Below are 17061 nucleotides of genomic sequence, written 5' to 3'. Positions count from 1 at the left end.
GGAGGATTAGCTCAGTTGGGAGAGCGTCTGCCTTACAAGCAGAGGGTCACAGGTTCGAGCCCTGTATCCTCCATTATGAGCCGTTAGCTCAGTTGGTAGAGCATCTGACTTTTAATCAGAGGGTCGACAGTTCGAGACTGTCACGGCTCATTGTTTACGGCTCATAAGTAAATAAGTTCATAAAAAGTTATTGTTGATTTATGTGACTGAGCATGATATGATGTTATAGTTGTGTTAATCGTCATGCCGACTTAGCTCAGCTGGCAGAGCATCTGTCTTGTAAACAGGGGGTCGGAGGTTCGAATCCTCTAGTCGGCATTAACTGAATAATTATGCGGAAGTAGTTCAGTGGTAGAACATCACCTTGCCATGGTGGGGGTCGCGGGTTCGAATCCCGTCTTCCGCTTTGTTCCAAGTGTTGCCGGGGTGGCGGAATTGGCAGACGCACAGGACTTAAAATCCTGCGGTTAGTGATAACCGTACCGGTTCGATCCCGGTCCTCGGCACTTTTTTTATGAAGCACCCATAGCGCAATTGGATAGAGTGTCTGACTACGAATCAGAAGGTTGTAGGTTCGACTCCTACTGGGTGCATATAACGGGAAATAGCTCAGCTTGGTAGAGCACCTGGTTTGGGACCAGGGGGTCGCAGGTTCGAATCCTGTTTTCCCGATTAAGTAGTCATTACGATTATTTAACACATCGCGGTGTAGCTCAGCTGGCTAGAGCGTCCGGTTCATACCCGGGAGGTCGAGGGTTCGATTCCCCCTGCCGCGATAGGAATAAGAGCTTGGACCTTTAGCTCAGTTGGTTAGAGCAGACGGCTCATAACCGTCCGGTCGTAGGTTCGAGCCCTACAAGGTCCATCTACTATTGATAGTGGACATTTCCTAGTTACAACTTATGGAGGATTACCCAAGTCTGGCTGAAGGGAACGGTCTTGAAAACCGTCAGGTGGGTCAAACCACGCGAGAGTTCGAATCTCTCATCCTCCTTATTATCGCGGGATGGAGCAGTCTGGTAGCTCGTCGGGCTCATAACCCGAAGGTCGCAGGTTCAAACCCTGCTCCCGCAATTTGGTCCGTTGGTCTAGTTGGTTTAGGACGCCTGCCTGTCACGCAGGAGATCACGAGTTCGAGTCTCGTACGGACCGTTAAGTTAATAGTTTCTAAATGGCTACAATGGCTCGGTAGCTCAGTCGGTAGAGCAATGGATTGAAGCTCCATGTGTCGGCGGTTCGATTCCGTCCCGCGCCATCTGTCTTATGCGGGTATAGTTTAGTGGTAAAACCACAGCCTTCCAAGCTGTTGTCGCGAGTCCGATTCTCGTTACCCGCTTTTTTGGGCCTATAGCTCAGCTGGTTTAGAGCGCACGCCTGATAAGCGTGAGGTCGATGGTTCAAGTCCATTTAGGCCCATTTTGGAGAAGTACTCAAGTGGCTGAAGAGGTGCCCCTGCTAAGGGTATAGATCGCGCAAGCGGTGCGAGGGTTCGAATCCCTCCTTCTCCGTTGTTCCATATTAAAAATATGACCCCTTGGTCAAGTGGTTTAAGACACTGCCCTTTCACGGCAGTAACATGGGTTCGAATCCCGTAGGGGTCATTATATTATCGCGGGATGGAGCAGTCTGGTAGCTCGTCGGGCTCATAACCCGAAGGTCGCAGGTTCAAACCCTGCTCCCGCAATTGGGTCCGTTGGTCTAGTTGGTTTAGGACGCCTGCCTGTCACGCAGGAGATCACGAGTTCGAGTCTCGTACGGACCGTCGATGACGTCATTCATTATGAATGGCGTCTTTTTTTACGTGAAATTCGATTGAACACGGGATTCTGAATTTTGGATGCTACACAGGTTTTGGGGCGGATAGGCAACTTGCCTTGAGGATCTGTAAGCAGTAAATAACTGACCATATTGATTTATGCTTTAGAGATTATTTCCAATACAAAAAGAGTGTACTAAGCTTCTCGGCTTTTGAGGAAGTTTAGAGACATTTGGTTAAATATGAGGTAGAAAACAATGACTAAGGGTAGATTGCAAATTTAATCCGAATTTTTGGACAAATTTGTCAGCATAACCTGATACGGTGTTTGCCAGTCGAGTATTTTAAGCGGTCGCTGGTTAATTTGGAGTAACGTCGTCGTTAAATCTTGAGCACTAATGTGCTCAAAACGAGTCCCTTTAGGATAAAAATAACGTAAATTCCGATTAAAGCGTTCATTACTACCACGTTCAGCTGGCGTATAAGCATGGCAGTAATAGGTCTTAATACCATATTGTGATTCAAGTGATACTAGCCCACTAAACTCAGTGCCACGGTCCACAGTAAAGCTGTGCACCGGACCATTAAAAGTGGTTAGGAACTTAGTTAGTGCTTCATTAACAGTCGCTGTCGTCCGATCTTTTAACCGGTATGCCCAAAGGAACCGTGATTTGCGATCGATTAAAGTTAATAAAACTGCCTTACTATGCCCACGAGGACCAACGACTGTAGCTAGTTCAAAATCGCCGATGTGATTACGTTGATTAATCATCATGGGACGCTGTTCAATTGATCGCCCCAAAGATTGATTATATTTGGATCGTTGGTCAACGTTACGCCGTTGGCGTACGCCATGTTCAGGTAGATCATTCAAGGAGAAACCAATTCTCCCCTGATTTAGCCAATTATAAAGAGATTTAGTAGCTAGTTTAAATTCGTGAGCAATCATTCCTGGTGACCAGCTTAGATGTAAATGGTTGAGAATTGTTTGCTTTAACTCATCGCTCAGCTTAGTTTTCCGACCACATCGTGATCGCTTGTATTCGGCATCTGTTTGTGCTAATTCAGCCTGATAAGGTTGACATCGAGATAATTCATAAGAAATTGTTGACGGTGATCGGTTCAGCCGAACGCCCATTTGGATATTGGACAGCCCTAGTTCACAAAAGGTTTCGATTTTAATTCGTTCGGAATAGGTTATACTAGACAAAAGATCAGCTCCTAAAAGATGGGTTTGTGGTAAACACCATTTTAAAGGAAGCTGATCTTTTTTGTCCGAACAGCGTTCGGATTAATTTTACAATCTACCTAAGAAATTTCATCGCGCTTTTGGTGTGTATGGCATTATCGGAAATGATGAAGGTTTGGTGGTAATTAAGAAAAACGGCGGGCCTTATATCAATAGATTTGACTTGCCAGGTGGTAGTCTAGAAAATGGGGAAGGGTTGCAGTCCGCCATTGTGAGAGAAATCAAGGAAGAGACAGGATTAGAGCCAGAGAAATTGACACAATTAGGAGTTACAAGTTTCAAATATCCGTGGTCTTATGAACGTTGGCGTTATAATCAACATATCTGTGTCTTCTATGAAGTTGTTAGTAGTACAGGCGATTTAAACTATTCTGTCTCTCAATTTATTGGTCAGGACTCTTTGGGTGCGGTCAGAATACCTTTAGAGAAACTTACAATTGAAAATTCGTCGCCGTTAGTATTGAAAGCAACCGATTTTTTACAAAAGCAACGGATTTTTGATCCTATTGATTGGACTTATGATGAATGGAAAGTATTAAAAAAGTCAGTTTTTTGAGTCGTAATAAATTAGTGTCGTAATAAATTAGTTTTAATAAAATACAAAGGTTCTACAATAGCGGTTAGAGGAGAGGCGTGTTCTAAATATCTCAAAAGCCGAGAAGTTTAGAATACGCTTTTTATTGAGCGTAAGCTGTCAAGAATAAAGCATGGAATCAGTGATTTGCAGCACACGTTATGACAGCCAGGACCTCATCTTGACCTAGATTTTGGCTTGAACCCATTACAATGGTAATAACCGTAAAATGAAACGTCCATATGGCCGAATAAATATCGTATAATGCAGTTGCACAGCAGCAGGCTAAATCGGTTAAACTTGATTTTAAAACAATCTGTGAGCCCCCTGATAGGCTAATAACGTATGATTCTGAGTCGAAGCATAATCATGTTAGTGCATTCTGGTCAATAATTATCATGTATTAGTGTTAAAAATTCGCTATGCAAGTGATCGCACATAATTGGCGATTTAAATAATTAGTCAAAAAAAGCCGCTGCACGCTAGCAACGACTTTTAGCCATAATTGAACTATGATTTTAATGAACGGACGAATGAATACCGGCTTTCATGGTAACCATAATCTGAGTTCATATATTTGGCGAAAGGTTTGAAGGATTCACTCCGTAACCAAACGGCATACTCAGAATCACTGTGCCAGTTTGTGACGATCACAAAAGCTGCGTCGTTCTTGGATTTACGAAGAATCCAAAAGTGCTTGAGGCCATCGGGTTTGTTGTAATCATGCCGGAAACTGCTGAATTTTGAATTGAAGACCTTTTGTTCCTCAACGGGTAGGTCGATGAAAATAAAGCTGGTCATTCCGTGCCAATCTGCAGTTCCTTTTGAAAGCAAGACATCATATGTGACTGGACTGGAGAAGACCGTTTCTTCACCAGTCAAATCGAGTAACATGTACCGGTCTTCAGTTGCATTAGCTTGCATCAGTAGCAAGTCGCGATCGGCGTTTTGTTGTTGGATCATGGTAAGAATTTTACGCGTCCCAAATGTTGCTGAAATCTTTCCACTCATCAATATCACTCCTTAGTTATTACACTTATTATTATACGTTTTTTTCAAAACAATTGAAAATATGTTAAGTTGTTAGTTTCATTTTTTCGTCAGCCTAGTTTAGAATAGGGTGGAAAGATAAAATTGAAGGGAAGAGTGAAGATGAAACTAACTGTGCTTGGTTACTATGGTGGGTATCCATATGATGGGGTTGGGACGAGTTCTTACTTGATCACAGCGGGAGACTACCATTTGCTGCTTGATTGTGGCTCGGGTGCGCTGAACGCCTTAGAGGAAGTTTTAGACCCCATACAACTGGATAGTGTGCTTTTGAGTCATTATCACCATGACCATACTGCTGATGTTGGGGTATTACAATATTACTGGCAGCTTCGTCAGGGAAAACGCCACGTCCCAGTGTTACCAATCTATGGGCATACTGCCGATCCGTTAAACTTTGGCGCTTTAACTTGGGCTGGGGCGACGGAAGGCCGTGCTTATGATCCATCGACGGTTAATGAGATTGGGCCATTTAACGTTAGTTTCCTGCCGACGAAGCATCCGGTCCCAGCTTATGCCGTTAAGTTAGTCGAACGCGCGACGGGTCAAACGCTAGTCTTTTCTGCGGATACCGCCTATTTACCTGATTTAGCCAGCTTTGCGCAGGGTGCACAGTTATTAATGACTGATACGAACTTTGACGCACAAAAAACGGGTAAAATCTGGCACATGACCTCCGCACAGTCGGGTGAAATTGCCAAACAGGCCCAGGTCAATCGATTATTATTGACGCACTTGCCGCAAGATGTGCCGTTTGAACAGTTACGTCAGGAAGCTCAGGCCGCAGCAGGTAGTGCCGTTAAAGTTGTGGTTGCTCAGAAGTTTCTGCAGCTGGATCTCGCGTGATGTTGGATATGACGTCGGGAGTAGGACTTAATTAAGTGTTTCAAGCAAATATTTTTAGAAGATGTACGGCGGGATAGCGCTGTACATCTTTTTGTTTCGGCTAATTGTTGTCGTCTAATAAGCTGTATTAATTTGTAGGAGACGCTTACCATTTGAAGACTACCGAACTTTAAGAATTGAATCTGTGGAGAAAGACGCAGTGTCTTAATCATAATGGCGGTTGCTGGAAGTATTCAGTTCACTTAAATGAATCATAAGCTGGCAAGTTCAGTTTTCTGTAAACTGATTATTGAAATTATAAGGTGAAAGTGAATTGTGTACGATATTGTTAATAACAAAATTTATAATAAAAGCGATTTATTTTAGTTATAATTGACACATCGTCGTATTATGTATATTAAAATATTGATTTTAAATGAACGAATTTTGTTAAATCTATTCACAATTAAATATCGGTAGCGTATAATGAATTATGTTATATAAATTGATTAACGATGCCAAGGAGGACCCAGTATGGTTATTTTATATACCGCACCAAGTTGTACCTCATGTCGCAAAGCCAAGGCCTGGTTACAGACACACGACATTGATTTTCAAGAACACAATTTATTTACTGAACCAATTTCAATTGAGAATATCAAACGTATCTTACAATTGACAGAGTCGGGGACTGAGGAAATCATTTCAACGCGTTCGAAGGCCTTTCAACAGCTGAACATGGATATTAATGATTTATCGCTTAATGAATTATTTGATATGATTACTCATGATCCAAGCTTGCTCCGCCGGCCAATTATGTTGGACGAGAAACGGTTGCAAGTGGGCTATAATGAAGATGAAATTCGACGCTTCTTACCACGGAAAATTCGCACTTTAGAACTATTGCGAGCACAACAGTTAGCAAATATGTGACGATAATTGGCTAGTTAGCTTAACTAATTGGCCAATTTTTGTATTTTCAGATAGATTACTTTACAATAAAGGAAAATAAGTTAGAATTGTGATAGTGATTATGTCCCTTGACACTTAGAAAGGGGTGGATCTGTAATGGAGATGGAACGCATCAACGAAGATACGATTCGCGTCGTTATTGGAAATGATGATCTCAATGAGCGCGGGATACGCGTGTTGGATTTACTAGGGAATCATAAGCAAATTGAAAGTTTCTTTTATAGCATCTTGGAGGAAGTTGATGTTGATCATCAATTTCAAGACAACGATGCGGTGACTTTTCAAGTACTACCGAACCGCAATGGCCTAGAATTATTTATTAGTAAAAATAGTGATAATTTACAAGATACGATTGCCAAAGCGACCCAGTCGCCTAATCAGTCGGATGATGGTGATTCACAAGATGACGTCTCGGATTACTTGAAACGCAAATTAATGCAGACCGATACAAATCGAGTGGAAGATGGACAAGGTGTTAGTCATAATCCGACTAAGGATACCAACGATTTAGATCCATATATCGATGATCCTGATACGCCAACTAAAGAATACGTGTTGAAATTTGACCAGTTTGAAGATTTGGTCTCGCTGGCACAGTTATTCCGGCCAGAAGGTTTGGCTTCCAACTTGTTCAAGTATCGTGATCAATATTATCTAGAATTGGTTTTCTTCGTGGACCAATCTTCAACGGCAACCATCAAAGATGATGTTGCAGTTGCCTTAGAATATGCCCGCTTAGCGAATATCTCAGCTGACGTGTTGCTTGAACATGGTGAAAAAATCATGTCAAACGCCGCACTTGAAACGATTCGCCACTATTTTCATTAAGCTTAAACAGTCTTGATTTGACAAGTGATTGCCAGATTGGGGCTTTTTTTGTGCCGCTGAATCGACGACAACAACTGAGTATTCCCTGGTGTGACAATTGGAATACGCATTTTCATTGACGTGCGTCACTGCAGTCAATTGAAGCCGATAAGGGGCTAACTTTTTGAACATGTTGAATCGAGACGACGTCGTTTCCGATATGGTGCTAGTTATTCAGGGCTTCCCGAAAAGGATGGGTAATCGCGTGCTGGTGCCATTGGTGGCAGATTTCAAAAATTTCACGGAACTTCAAGTTCTTTGCGTATTTATTTCTTGAAAGGGGGGCGGCTGACAATGCTAATTGCACAAGACCCGCATCATCAGTTGGTCAATGCGAGTCAAGCTGGTCGGCAGATTCCATATATTTGCCCAGGGTGCCAAGGACCCGTTCGGCTCAAACGGGGAAGCGTGATGACGGCGCACTTTGCCCATTTTCGAGGCAGCGACTGTCAGGTGTTCTCTGAGGGCGAAACGCACGAGCACGTGACTGGCAAGCAGCAATTAGCTGCCTGGTTCGCTGCTAGCGGCTATTCAGTCCAACTTGAAGCGGGTTTAACAGCGTTGCATCAGCGACCAGATTTGTTGGTGCAGACGGATGTAACACCACCGCTGGCTATTGAATTTCAGTGCTCACCCTTATCCGTGACGCGGTTGGCAGCCCGTACGCAGGGCTATTGGCGACATGGCTATCAAGTGCTCTGGATTCTCGGCCAACCCTATCAGCGCAAGTTACGGTCGACCAGCAAAGCCTTGAAATTTCTGCAATATCACCCGCACTGGGGCGTTCATCTCTTATTCTGGCAGGTGGAAACCGCCAGTTTACAATTGATTCACCATATTCTTACGCTGGATGCTGAACCCTTGACATATCAGCGCTGGTCACTGAAATCAGCCCGTCAACCGGTGGCAGCATTTCAGCAGTTCCAACCGATTGTCAGTAATCCAACACCACCGGAAGAACATCTCGAGCATTATCGTCGGCAGTTACTACTGGCCAGATTACGGCATCAGCATGCTTTTGATGACTTGCAGCGGTATTGCTATCAACGCGGCGGAACAATTGCGCAACTGCCAGACTGGACGATTCCCAGGGTGCCGGAACTACCATTGCTGACGGTACCGTATTTGGTGTGGTACGGTCATGTTTTTGGTCAATTACGGCAGGAGCCGACCGTTATCACTCATGAACGACTTCAGGCGTTATTATGGACGGAATTACAGCCATTACTGGCGCGGCAAGCCTGTTTGCGTGACCAAGGTACTCTGCATCGGCAGTTGCTTTTAGCCGTCACGGCTCGTCTGGATCAACAGCACGTGATTCAACGACGTGGGCGCGATTGGACCTTGAATCAGGCAGCGCTTAAGTGGGAACAACCTAAGTTTTAGAACACAATCTGCGGCGACCGGTCCAAACTGTGGTAATCTAGTGCTATATTGAATTAATTGGAGGTTTTCGCATGGTAGCAACCAAACAATTGCCGACCCGTTCAGCCGTTCCTGAAGAACTGACTTGGGATCTGACCCCAATCTACGCCACTCAGGCTGCGTATGAAGCGGATGTCGCGCAGGTTAAAGCCGCACTGACAGCTGTGACGGCATTGAAAGAACATTTTACGGACTCCGCTGATACCGTATTAGCAGGGATTCAGGCCGTCCTGGATGTTTATCGACGGCTTGAAAAGGTCGCCGTGTACGCGAGCTTGAAGAGTGACCAGGACACTGGCAACAGCACCAACGCCGCACTTGACGATCAGGCTAGCAGTTTAACGGCCAAGGTATCCGCCGCCACTGCCTGGTTTGAACCGACAATTTTGCAATTAACACCGGATGAACTTGATACTTATTTGGATCAAAACGTCACATTACGTGATTATCGGCACTTACTCGATACTGTCCGGCTCCAGAAGGGGCACGTTTTATCAGAAAACGAAGAGTCATTACTTGCTGGTGCCAGTGATATTTTTGGCGCGTCAGCGAAGACCTTTGGCGTCTTGAATAATGCTGACTTCAAGTTTCCAACAGTCAAGGATGATGACGGTAACCCAGTGACCCTTTCGCAGGGGTTATATGGCGTGTTGCTAGAATCAGTGCATCCAGCCGTTCGTCGCGAAGCGTTTGAAGCGTTATACCGGGTTTATAGCCAGTTTCGGCGGACCCTTGCTTCAACCCTAGCGAGTCAAGTAAAGGTGCATAACTTTGTCGCTCAGGCGCATCACTATCCGGATGCGCGGGCAGCGGCGTTAGCAGCCAACCAGATTCCAACGTCAGTTTATGACGCGCTAGTGACATCGGTTGATGACCATCTGGACTTATTACATCGTTACGTGGCCCTCCGTAAACGGCTGCTGGGGGTAGACCAATTGCATATGTATGATATGTATACACCATTGGCTGGGAAGCCTGCCATCAAATATACTTATCAGCAAGCCCAGACCACGGCATTACAGGCGTTAAAGATTTTAGGCCCAGATTACATCAAACACGTCAAGACGGCCTTTGGTTCACGGTGGATCGATGTGGTTGAAAATCAAGGTAAGCGGAGTGGGGCATATTCATCAGGCATGTATGATACGGCGCCATATATGCTCTTAAATTGGCAAGACAATATCGATAACTTGTACACGCTCGTCCACGAGATGGGACATAGTATGCACTCATACTTCACGACCCATAATCAGCCTTATCAGTATGGTGACTATTCGATCTTTGTGGCTGAAATTGCATCGACGACCAACGAAAACTTGCTGACTAATTATTTCTTGGAGACTGAAAAGGACCCTAAGATGCGGGCGTATGTTTTGAATTACTATCTCGACGGCTTCAAGGGGACGGTCTTCCGTCAAACGCAATTTGCTGAATTCGAACAATGGATTCATGAACAAGACCAAGCAGGGCAAGCTTTGACCGCTGACCGGCTATCGAAATACTACTTGCAACTCAATCAACGCTACTACGGTGACGCGGTGGTCAGTGATCCGCAGATTGCGGATGAATGGTCCCGAATTCCGCATTTCTACTACAACTATTACGTCTACCAGTATGCGACTGGTTTCGCGGCGGCCTCGACATTGGCTGAACGGATCAGTAGTAAGCAACCAGACGCAGTTACGGATTATCTGGGTTATCTGAAAGCAGGGTCTTCGGCGTTCCCAATCGATGTGATGCATCGTGCGGGTGTCGATATGACTAAGCCGGATTACTTGGATGCTGCATTCAAAGTGTTTGCTGAACGCTTGGATGAATTTGAACAATTGGTGACTGCTGCCCAATAGGAATTAGTGGTGACAACGTCAAAAAGCACCTGGCGAAAATGATCGTCAGGTGCTTTTTGACTGGTTGTCCAGTTGAATAATTGCAATTACTGAAATTATAAAACGTGTAGTTGTGCACTGGAAAGGTTGGCACAACTTGTATTTGTGGTCCGGTTGGCTTCTTGGAATGGATCCAGATTGCCGTTGACGAGGTCAAAGAGCGTCTCGTAATTAAAATGCTCGAGTAAGACCCCATAATCATATTGATCGCAGTCGAAAACGACCGCGGATGAGGCTTCGGTAATGTTCATTTCGGATGCGAGTCGTTGATCGGCATGGAACGCCTGCTTAGCCAGTTCACTATTCCGATCTTCCATAAACATGTCCAAATCAATTCGACAGTCAGTTGCGACGGTTTTGACAAGTTCCTCTGAATAATGTTGCCCGGCTTTGAGCATTGCAGATTGGAGCGCAATTAAAAAGTTACGCCCACGTTTTTTGCCTTGGAACAGGGCCGCTTTGTAGTCCAAAATAACCCGATACAAAGTCTGTGATTGTTGATTCTGGGCATGCCAGTCAGTCGTCTTAATGCCTTGGGACTTCAAAGCCCGTTGAATCACACTGATATTAAGTAACGGTACGAATTGAAATTGGATTTGTTTGTCTGAGTCATTTGCCAACCGTAACACGTTCTGTTCGTCGCGTACGCATTGGTTTGCCAACGGATTTACAAATAAATACACTTCTAACACGTCATAATTCCTCCACTTTCTCTATTCGCGTCATAGTGCAGAATACCAATCAAACGTGGTATTTGCAAGCTTTTAATTTCATGAATTTTTTAATGTTAAGTTCAACTCGTTATTTAGATTAAACCTTCACCAGTTATCATGCACCGATTTGATAAATTCGTAAAGTATTTTGTTTCCTCAATGGCAGTTTGGCGAGAATCGTAAGCTTAGTGTTCATTCTCGAGAACGTTAACTTTCTATTCCGCCAAATTATGGTAAAATTTTAGGGTATGGATTGAAACGGAGGTGCCCCGATGGAAGATTGGAATCATTTTTTACTGCCTTATCAACAAGCCGTTGATGAGTTGAAAGTTAAATTACGGGGAATGCGGAAACAATTTCGCGATTTAAATCAGCACGAACCGATTGAATTTGTAACGGGGCGAGTCAAGCCCGTCGATAGTATCAAAGAAAAAATGACCCGGCGTAAGGTTCAAGAAGACCGGCTGGAACAAGATATGCAGGATATTGCTGGCTTAAGAATCATGTGCCAGTTCGTAGAAGATATTTACCAAGTCGTCGATTTATTGCGTAAACGGACCGACATGACGATTCTGGAAGAACGGGACTATATCAGCAATGAAAAGCCGTCTGGTTACCGCTCATACCACATCGTCATCGAATATCCGGTTCAAATGGTCGGTGGTGAGAAAAAAATCCTCGCTGAAATCCAAGTCCGGACGTTAGCCATGAATTTTTGGGCGACCATCGAACATTCACTTAACTATAAATATCAAGGGGACTTTCCCGAAAATTTGAGTCAACGATTGCAACGCGCTGCCGAAGCGGCCTTCAGTCTTGATAAAGAAATGTCAGAAATTCGCGAGGAAATCCAGGAAGCTCAGAGCTTGTTTTCATACGGCAAAGGGCCAGGTAATGATGAACCTGACAGTACAAAGGAAGATCAAAATTCATGAAAGTAACTATTTTTGCAAATGAGAGCGAGAAGTCCACGGCAGTCGCCAGTGAACTGCATACGAAATTACTCGCTGCCGGGTTTGAAATTGACGATGCCCATCCTGATATCGTACTCTCGGTTGGGGGTGATGGGACCCTCTTATCAGCGTTCCATCACTACAGCCACATGGTTGACCAAGTCAGGTTCGTCGGTGTGCATACTGGACACCTGGGCTTTTACACTGACTGGCGCGACTATGAGATTGACCAACTGATTACTGGACTACTAGAGGATAATGGCCAGAGTGTCACTTATCCGTTGCTAGCAGTGGACATTACTTATGCGGACAACCAGATGGCTGATCATTACTTAGCGTTGAACGAATCCACACTCAAAAAGCTGGGGAGTACGATGGTGGCGGATGTCTACATTCAGGATGAATTGTTTGAACGTTTCAGGGGCGATGGCCTCTGTGTCTCGACACCAACGGGCTCCACGGCCTATAACAAATCGGTCGGTGGTGCGGTCATTCATCCACGATTGGACGCGCTCCAGATGGCGGAAATCGCGTCGATCAACAACCGCGTGTTCCGGACACTGGGCTCACCAGTCATCGTGGCACCGTATGAAACGATTACGATTCGGCCGCAACAAAAATCACATTTTGTCTTTACGGCCGACCAGTTGGATACCCAACCACGTCCGATCGAAGAAATTCGCTATTCGATTGCGAATCGGCGCATCGCTTTTGCGCAGCACCGGCACAATCGCTTCTGGAAACGGGTCGGGACGTCCTTCATTGGGTTGGACGAACAATGAGGTTTACTTGGATCAATCACGCGCCTGAGCCGATGAAGGTCAAGACGCTGCTCTCCCAACACGGGGTCACGCGGAGTTTGCTGAAAAAAGTGAAGTTTCACGGTGGTGCGATTCTTGTCGATGATCAACCGGTACTTGCGATTCATATGTTGACTGGTGGTGAGACCGTCACGATGGTTACCCCGGCAGAAGTCGGTAACGACCACCTCGGCGTCTCCAATTTGCCGATTGATATTTTGTATGAAGATCGCGACTATTTAATCGTCAACAAGCCCGCTGGCGTGGCTTCAGTGCCAGCCCACGCGTTGCCAGATAATACGCTTGCCAACCGTGTAAAAGGGTACTATCGCGCGGCTGGTTATGATAACGAGGTCGTGCACATTACGACTCGCTTGGACCGCGACACCAGTGGCATCGTGCTATTCGCCAAGCACCATTTTGCCCACTCGATCATCGATCATCAGTTAAAGGCGCATGCGATGCGCAAGATGTATTTAGCCGTGGTCAGTGGTGATTTGCCGGATGAGCATGGCTGGTTAGACGCACCGATCGGACGAGCGCCCGATTCATTTGTCAAACGAACCACGCGTCCCGATGGCAAGCCGTCTTTAACCGAGTACTGGGTCGTCAAACGACTACGTAACATGACTGTCGTCCGGGTGCGTTTACACACTGGGCGTACCCATCAGATTCGCGTTCACTTTGCCGCTAGCGGTCATCCGTTGGTGGGAGATGCGCTCTATGGCGGTCCACGTGATCCCTGGCTCAACCGGCAGGCCCTACACTGCATGCAATTGACGTTTGATGATCCATTTATTGAACAGTCACTGACCACGTTTGCACCGCTACCGGCCGACATTGTGCAACTAATTGCGAATAATCAGCGCGCAAATTCCTGAGTGTTGCGGGTCGTATTGATGCTTAATATGGTGCGTTGTGCGAGTTATTATTTAGCATGAAAGATGATTAAAACGTGCCAATTGTTTGGCTTACTGTTCGTCAGTGATGATCGTCCGATTCCGACTTCCAGGGCTGGCTGACAACGCTGGAACAGGGCGGACATCGATTTGAACTCACGCAGAAAAACACTGCGCAATTTCAAATACGAGTCTTCTTCTAGCCCGGGAAATTCGCCCGGACAAGAAGAATTTCGCCCTTGAGCATTGTCAGCCAGCCCTTCCAGTCGGGAAGCCGCTCGAATGGCGGATGAACGGCCACCTATCTGGGCGCAATTGACCACTGAATTTTAGGTGAATGGTCTTTCAGGTAAACTTTTAGGCGATGTTGATGCTGCTTTATGACATTTAATTACGGGGAGATTATTGAATATGATTCACTAAATTCAACGAACGCTACCCTTGAATTTAGTCGATACAATTATCCTCGCTTAGAATTCAAGACTTTGCTAATTCAGAAAACTAGAGAAATTTCTGAGAAATTCTGTGAAGTTGCTGATTCGAAATGAGTAAGGAAGTTTAGCGATTGTTAGAACCCAGTCTGGCTTGAACATGTTTCGGCAATATCGCGGGCAACGTGAAAGACCAGTATTTAAGACGTGGGTTGTCGGCTTAAATCTGTGTTGTCCACCACGTTCCGGCCATTGCTCAGAATGCCTGGAAGCCGAACTAGGAAGCATCCACCACAGCAAGTTTACGGTAACTCGCACTGTTTCCAGCGGTCTTTAGCTGGCTGCATTTGAACTCAGAAAATAGCACGTTTTAATCATGATTCATGACAAATTAACTGCCACAAGACGTATTTAACTGAATATAACCAAAAAAGGCGCCATTCATCAGAAGATGAGTAGCGCCTTTAGTGTGTGTTAAATGCTAATACTTAATGATTTTAGTGCCATGGGCCTGGTTAACGCCGAGTGTCGACGTGATGTGGTCAACGTTGTCGGCTGTGATCCCGCCACCGGGGAGAATCTGAATACGACCAGCCGCCTGAGTCACCGTCGCTTGGAGCTGTGGCAGACAGTCCTCAATCGATTGGGTCAACGGGCCACCGTGCGTGAGAATGCGATCAACATCGTGGTCAACCAACCAGTCAATCGCTGCGGCTTGCTGAGCAACTGGAATTTCATCAAACGCCATGTGGAAGGTGATGGACATACCACCGGCTGCGCCAATCAAGAGTTCCAAGGCTTCGACATCCAGTTGATTATCAGCGGTCAACGCACCGAATGCAACGCCGTCTACACCTAATGATTGGGCTTGTAACAGATCGGCCTCCATAATTTTCAGCTCGGTGTCATTGTAGACAAAGTTGCCACCACGCGGCCGAATCATTGCAACTAATGGGACGTGATGTTCGCTGGTATACTTAGTGGCTTCGGCCATGACGCCGCGACTAACGGTCGTTCCACCAACGGCTAAATTGTCGTTGAGTTCGATGCGATTGGCACCCGCGGCGATGGCAGCCGGAATGTTGGTATAGTTTTCAACACAGACTTCTTTTAATAACATGGGATTCATCCTTTACTTAAATAGCACGCAAACGCCTTCTGGGACGCTAACATCCTTTTGTAATAGACTTAGTTTACCACTGGTGAGGTCACGTGCATATAAAGTGGCATTGTCGGTATTTTGGTTAACGACAACGACGAAGGCTTCAGTTGGGTCTAGATCAAAATCGCGTGGGAAATCGCCTTCCGTACTGATCTGTTGGATAAGGCTGAGACTACCATCCGCCGCAACCGCGAAGACGGCCAGCGTGTTGTATCCCCGGTTGGAAACGTATAGGAAATGCCCATCGTGACTCAACCGAATGGCAGCGGCACCATTGTGAGCGGTATAGTCGGCTGGAATCGTTTTGACGATGCCGAGTTGAGTGAAGGCCCCCGTTTTTGCGTCGTAGGACAAAGTGGCCACTTGGCTAGAGAGTTCACCGGCTAAAAAGGCGTATTGACCGTCTGGGCTGAAGACTAAGTGCCGCGGACCAAAGCCTGCGGGCATCGTCAAGACCGATTGTTCAGTCAATGTACCGGCATCGCTGACGTTGTAAACGTAAACCTTGTCACTACCCAGATCGATGACGGCGAGGCGATTGTCTGGCGTTAAATCAGTGTAGTGAATGTGTGAGCCATCCTGTTCAGGACGCGGACCGCTACCACTGTGTTGAACGGTGTCGGTCAAGGTGAGAGCGCCGTCAGCGGCAATCTTCATCACTTCCGCAGTTCCTTTATGGTAGTTGGCACTGTAGACGAGTTGGCGTGCTTCATCAACCGCAACGTATGCAGGTGGTGTTCCGGGTGCCACGACCGTATTTAGTTTGTGAGCCGTTTGACCATCTAATTGCCAGGCTGCGACACCACCTTCGTCATCTTCCTTGTCAACACTGTAAAGGCGTTGTTTGGCTGAGAGTGCCAAATAGGTCGGATTCGAAGCCGAAGCTAACAGACCGTCATTCGTTAGCGTCTTGGCAGTTGTGTCGAGGGTGCCTTGATAGATGCCCTGGCTTGTCTTTTTCGTATAAGTTCCAAATAAAATTTGTTCTTGCATTGTGCAACAGACCTCCTCAATAGATAGTTTTAGTATAGCATAGATAATCAAGGTGTAAGCGATGACAAATTGGCGTCAGCGATTGGGACTATGCTACAATTAAAGCAATCATTAAAAACGATGGGGGTCTTGATATGACAGTAACTGCAACAGTTCAATCGATTGGCGACAATGCCATCGATCCGAAAGAACCAATTTTAGTGCTTTTTGACGAAACGGCGACGGCGCCGTTGCAACAAATTGCGGTCGTCCAACAATTCGAACAGCCCGTAACGCAGCTCTCACTGGTTGTCGGTAGCACCATTACCATCGATCAACAGACTTATACTGTTGAATACGCGGGTGGGTTAGTCGAAGCCAATTTAACTTCGATTGGTCATGCGACGCTCTACTTCAAGTCGGTACCAGAAAAGCCGATGGATAACGGTCTCTATTTGACACCACACCAATTACCGAAGATTAAAGTTGGTAGTGTCATCACATATCAATCGTAGGGAGGGGATTAA

At 45.8% G+C, this 17061-nt stretch carries 14 protein-coding genes, 19 tRNA genes and 1 pseudogene; 29 read left to right on the top strand and 5 right to left on the bottom strand.

Annotated features, from left to right (window positions below):
• From KGF70_RS00785 to KGF70_RS00695, 19 genes are all read left to right on the top strand, one after another.
• Positions 1-73, top strand: a tRNA-Val gene (locus KGF70_RS00785).
• Between the two features lie 4 nt (positions 74-77).
• Positions 78-150: transfer RNA gene (locus KGF70_RS00780), tRNA-Lys, on the top strand.
• Between the two features lie 95 nt (positions 151-245).
• Positions 246-318, top strand: a tRNA-Thr gene (locus KGF70_RS00775).
• 16 nt (positions 319-334) lie between these two features.
• Positions 335-406, top strand: a tRNA-Gly gene (locus KGF70_RS00770).
• A 14-nt stretch (positions 407-420) separates the two neighbouring features.
• Positions 421-506, top strand: a tRNA-Leu gene (locus KGF70_RS00765).
• 13 nt (positions 507-519) lie between these two features.
• Positions 520-593: transfer RNA gene (locus KGF70_RS00760), tRNA-Arg, on the top strand.
• Between the two features lie 5 nt (positions 594-598).
• Positions 599-672: transfer RNA gene (locus tag KGF70_RS00755), tRNA-Pro, on the top strand.
• Between the two features lie 30 nt (positions 673-702).
• Positions 703-776: transfer RNA gene (locus tag KGF70_RS00750), tRNA-Met, on the top strand.
• Between the two features lie 15 nt (positions 777-791).
• Positions 792-865: transfer RNA gene (locus tag KGF70_RS00745), tRNA-Ile, on the top strand.
• A gap of 39 nt (positions 866-904) precedes the next feature.
• Positions 905-994, top strand: a tRNA-Ser gene (locus tag KGF70_RS00740).
• A gap of 6 nt (positions 995-1000) precedes the next feature.
• Positions 1001-1074: transfer RNA gene (locus KGF70_RS00735), tRNA-Met, on the top strand.
• Positions 1075-1077: 3 nt separating this feature from the next.
• Positions 1078-1152: transfer RNA gene (locus KGF70_RS00730), tRNA-Asp, on the top strand.
• 30 nt (positions 1153-1182) lie between these two features.
• Positions 1183-1255: transfer RNA gene (locus KGF70_RS00725), tRNA-Phe, on the top strand.
• A gap of 10 nt (positions 1256-1265) precedes the next feature.
• Positions 1266-1336: transfer RNA gene (locus KGF70_RS00720), tRNA-Gly, on the top strand.
• Between the two features lie 5 nt (positions 1337-1341).
• Positions 1342-1416 (top strand) — tRNA-Ile (locus tag KGF70_RS00715).
• A 4-nt stretch (positions 1417-1420) separates the two neighbouring features.
• A tRNA-Ser gene (locus tag KGF70_RS00710) sits at positions 1421-1508 on the top strand.
• 20 nt (positions 1509-1528) lie between these two features.
• Positions 1529-1601, top strand: a tRNA-Glu gene (locus KGF70_RS00705).
• Positions 1602-1610: 9 nt separating this feature from the next.
• Positions 1611-1684, top strand: a tRNA-Met gene (locus KGF70_RS00700).
• A gap of 3 nt (positions 1685-1687) precedes the next feature.
• Positions 1688-1762 (top strand) — tRNA-Asp (locus KGF70_RS00695).
• A gap of 274 nt (positions 1763-2036) precedes the next feature.
• Here KGF70_RS00695 and KGF70_RS00690 read toward each other — a convergent pair.
• Entirely contained in the window at positions 2037-2966 is a 930-nt protein-coding gene (locus tag KGF70_RS00690) for an IS30-like element ISLpl1 family transposase (RefSeq protein WP_216786383.1), read from the bottom strand.
• 94 nt (positions 2967-3060) lie between these two features.
• Between KGF70_RS00690 and KGF70_RS00685 the strand changes: the two are divergent.
• Positions 3061-3561 (top strand): annotated as a pseudogene (locus KGF70_RS00685) (NUDIX hydrolase); the annotation flags it as partial.
• A gap of 528 nt (positions 3562-4089) precedes the next feature.
• On the opposite strand, the gene KGF70_RS00680 reads toward KGF70_RS00685, so the two are convergent.
• A complete protein-coding gene (locus tag KGF70_RS00680; protein ID WP_050338370.1) occupies positions 4090-4590 on the bottom strand; it encodes a hypothetical protein in 501 nt (166 codons plus the stop codon).
• A gap of 141 nt (positions 4591-4731) precedes the next feature.
• Here KGF70_RS00680 and KGF70_RS00675 point away from each other — a divergent pair, with 141 nt between their 5' ends.
• The 5 genes from KGF70_RS00675 (at position 4732) to pepF (ending at position 10565) form a co-directional block, all read left to right on the top strand.
• Entirely contained in the window at positions 4732-5475 is a 744-nt protein-coding gene (locus KGF70_RS00675) for an MBL fold metallo-hydrolase (protein ID WP_216767954.1), read from the top strand.
• A gap of 513 nt (positions 5476-5988) precedes the next feature.
• Positions 5989-6387 carry a transcriptional regulator SpxA gene (gene spxA, locus KGF70_RS00670; RefSeq protein WP_050338372.1) on the top strand — a complete coding sequence of 133 codons (399 nt, stop codon included), beginning with the start codon at positions 5989-5991 and terminating at the stop codon, positions 6385-6387.
• A 135-nt stretch (positions 6388-6522) separates the two neighbouring features.
• Complete coding sequence (locus KGF70_RS00665) at positions 6523-7254, top strand: adaptor protein MecA (protein ID WP_216767953.1); 732 nt, start codon at positions 6523-6525, stop codon at positions 7252-7254.
• Between the two features lie 333 nt (positions 7255-7587).
• Positions 7588-8679: a competence protein CoiA gene (locus KGF70_RS00660; RefSeq protein WP_216767952.1), complete on the top strand. Its 1092-nt coding sequence runs from the start codon at positions 7588-7590 to the stop codon at positions 8677-8679.
• Between the two features lie 71 nt (positions 8680-8750).
• Positions 8751-10565, top strand: coding sequence for an oligoendopeptidase F (gene pepF, locus KGF70_RS00655; RefSeq protein ID WP_216767951.1), 1815 nt, complete (start codon positions 8751-8753; stop codon positions 10563-10565).
• A gap of 95 nt (positions 10566-10660) precedes the next feature.
• Here pepF and KGF70_RS00650 read toward each other — a convergent pair whose 3' ends face one another.
• Positions 10661-11296 (bottom strand): DsbA family protein, encoded by a 636-nt coding sequence (locus tag KGF70_RS00650; protein WP_101873274.1) that lies wholly within the window; start codon positions 11294-11296, stop codon positions 10661-10663.
• Between the two features lie 293 nt (positions 11297-11589).
• Between KGF70_RS00650 and KGF70_RS00645 the strand changes: the two genes are divergently transcribed.
• The 3 genes from KGF70_RS00645 to KGF70_RS00635 are packed head-to-tail and all read left to right on the top strand — an operon-like array spanning position 11590 to position 13951.
• Positions 11590-12252: a GTP pyrophosphokinase family protein gene (locus tag KGF70_RS00645; RefSeq protein ID WP_050338376.1), complete on the top strand. Its 663-nt coding sequence runs from the start codon at positions 11590-11592 to the stop codon at positions 12250-12252.
• The gene (locus KGF70_RS00640) at positions 12249-13052 is read left to right on the top strand and encodes an NAD kinase (protein WP_105920324.1); all 804 of its coding nucleotides are present in this window, start codon (positions 12249-12251) and stop codon (positions 13050-13052) included. Before KGF70_RS00645 ends, KGF70_RS00640 begins: the two co-directional genes overlap by 4 nt.
• Positions 13049-13951 carry an RluA family pseudouridine synthase gene (locus tag KGF70_RS00635; RefSeq protein WP_216767950.1) on the top strand — a complete coding sequence of 301 codons (903 nt, stop codon included), beginning with the start codon at positions 13049-13051 and terminating at the stop codon, positions 13949-13951. Before KGF70_RS00640 ends, KGF70_RS00635 begins: the two co-directional genes overlap by 4 nt.
• A 930-nt stretch (positions 13952-14881) precedes the next feature.
• On the opposite strand, the gene KGF70_RS00630 is transcribed toward KGF70_RS00635, so the two are convergent.
• Both KGF70_RS00630 and KGF70_RS00625 read right to left on the bottom strand, forming a co-directional pair.
• Positions 14882-15520 (bottom strand): copper homeostasis protein CutC, encoded by a 639-nt coding sequence (locus KGF70_RS00630; RefSeq protein ID WP_152705674.1) that lies wholly within the window; start codon positions 15518-15520, stop codon positions 14882-14884.
• Between the two features lie 12 nt (positions 15521-15532).
• Complete coding sequence (locus KGF70_RS00625; RefSeq protein WP_021338026.1) at positions 15533-16555, bottom strand: lactonase family protein; 1023 nt, start codon at positions 16553-16555, stop codon at positions 15533-15535.
• Between the two features lie 134 nt (positions 16556-16689).
• Between KGF70_RS00625 and KGF70_RS00620 the strand changes: the two genes are divergently transcribed.
• Positions 16690-17049, top strand: coding sequence for a PTS glucitol/sorbitol transporter subunit IIA (locus KGF70_RS00620; RefSeq protein WP_050338380.1), 360 nt, complete (start codon positions 16690-16692; stop codon positions 17047-17049).
• Positions 17050-17061 lie beyond the last annotated feature (12 nt).

It is taken from the genome of Lactiplantibacillus sp. 7.2.4 (assembly GCF_018991185.1).
Lineage (GTDB): Bacteria > Bacillota > Bacilli > Lactobacillales > Lactobacillaceae > Lactiplantibacillus > Lactiplantibacillus pentosus.
Note: the sequence above shows the minus strand (reverse complement) of the source record. Positions and strands in the feature narration are given on the sequence as shown.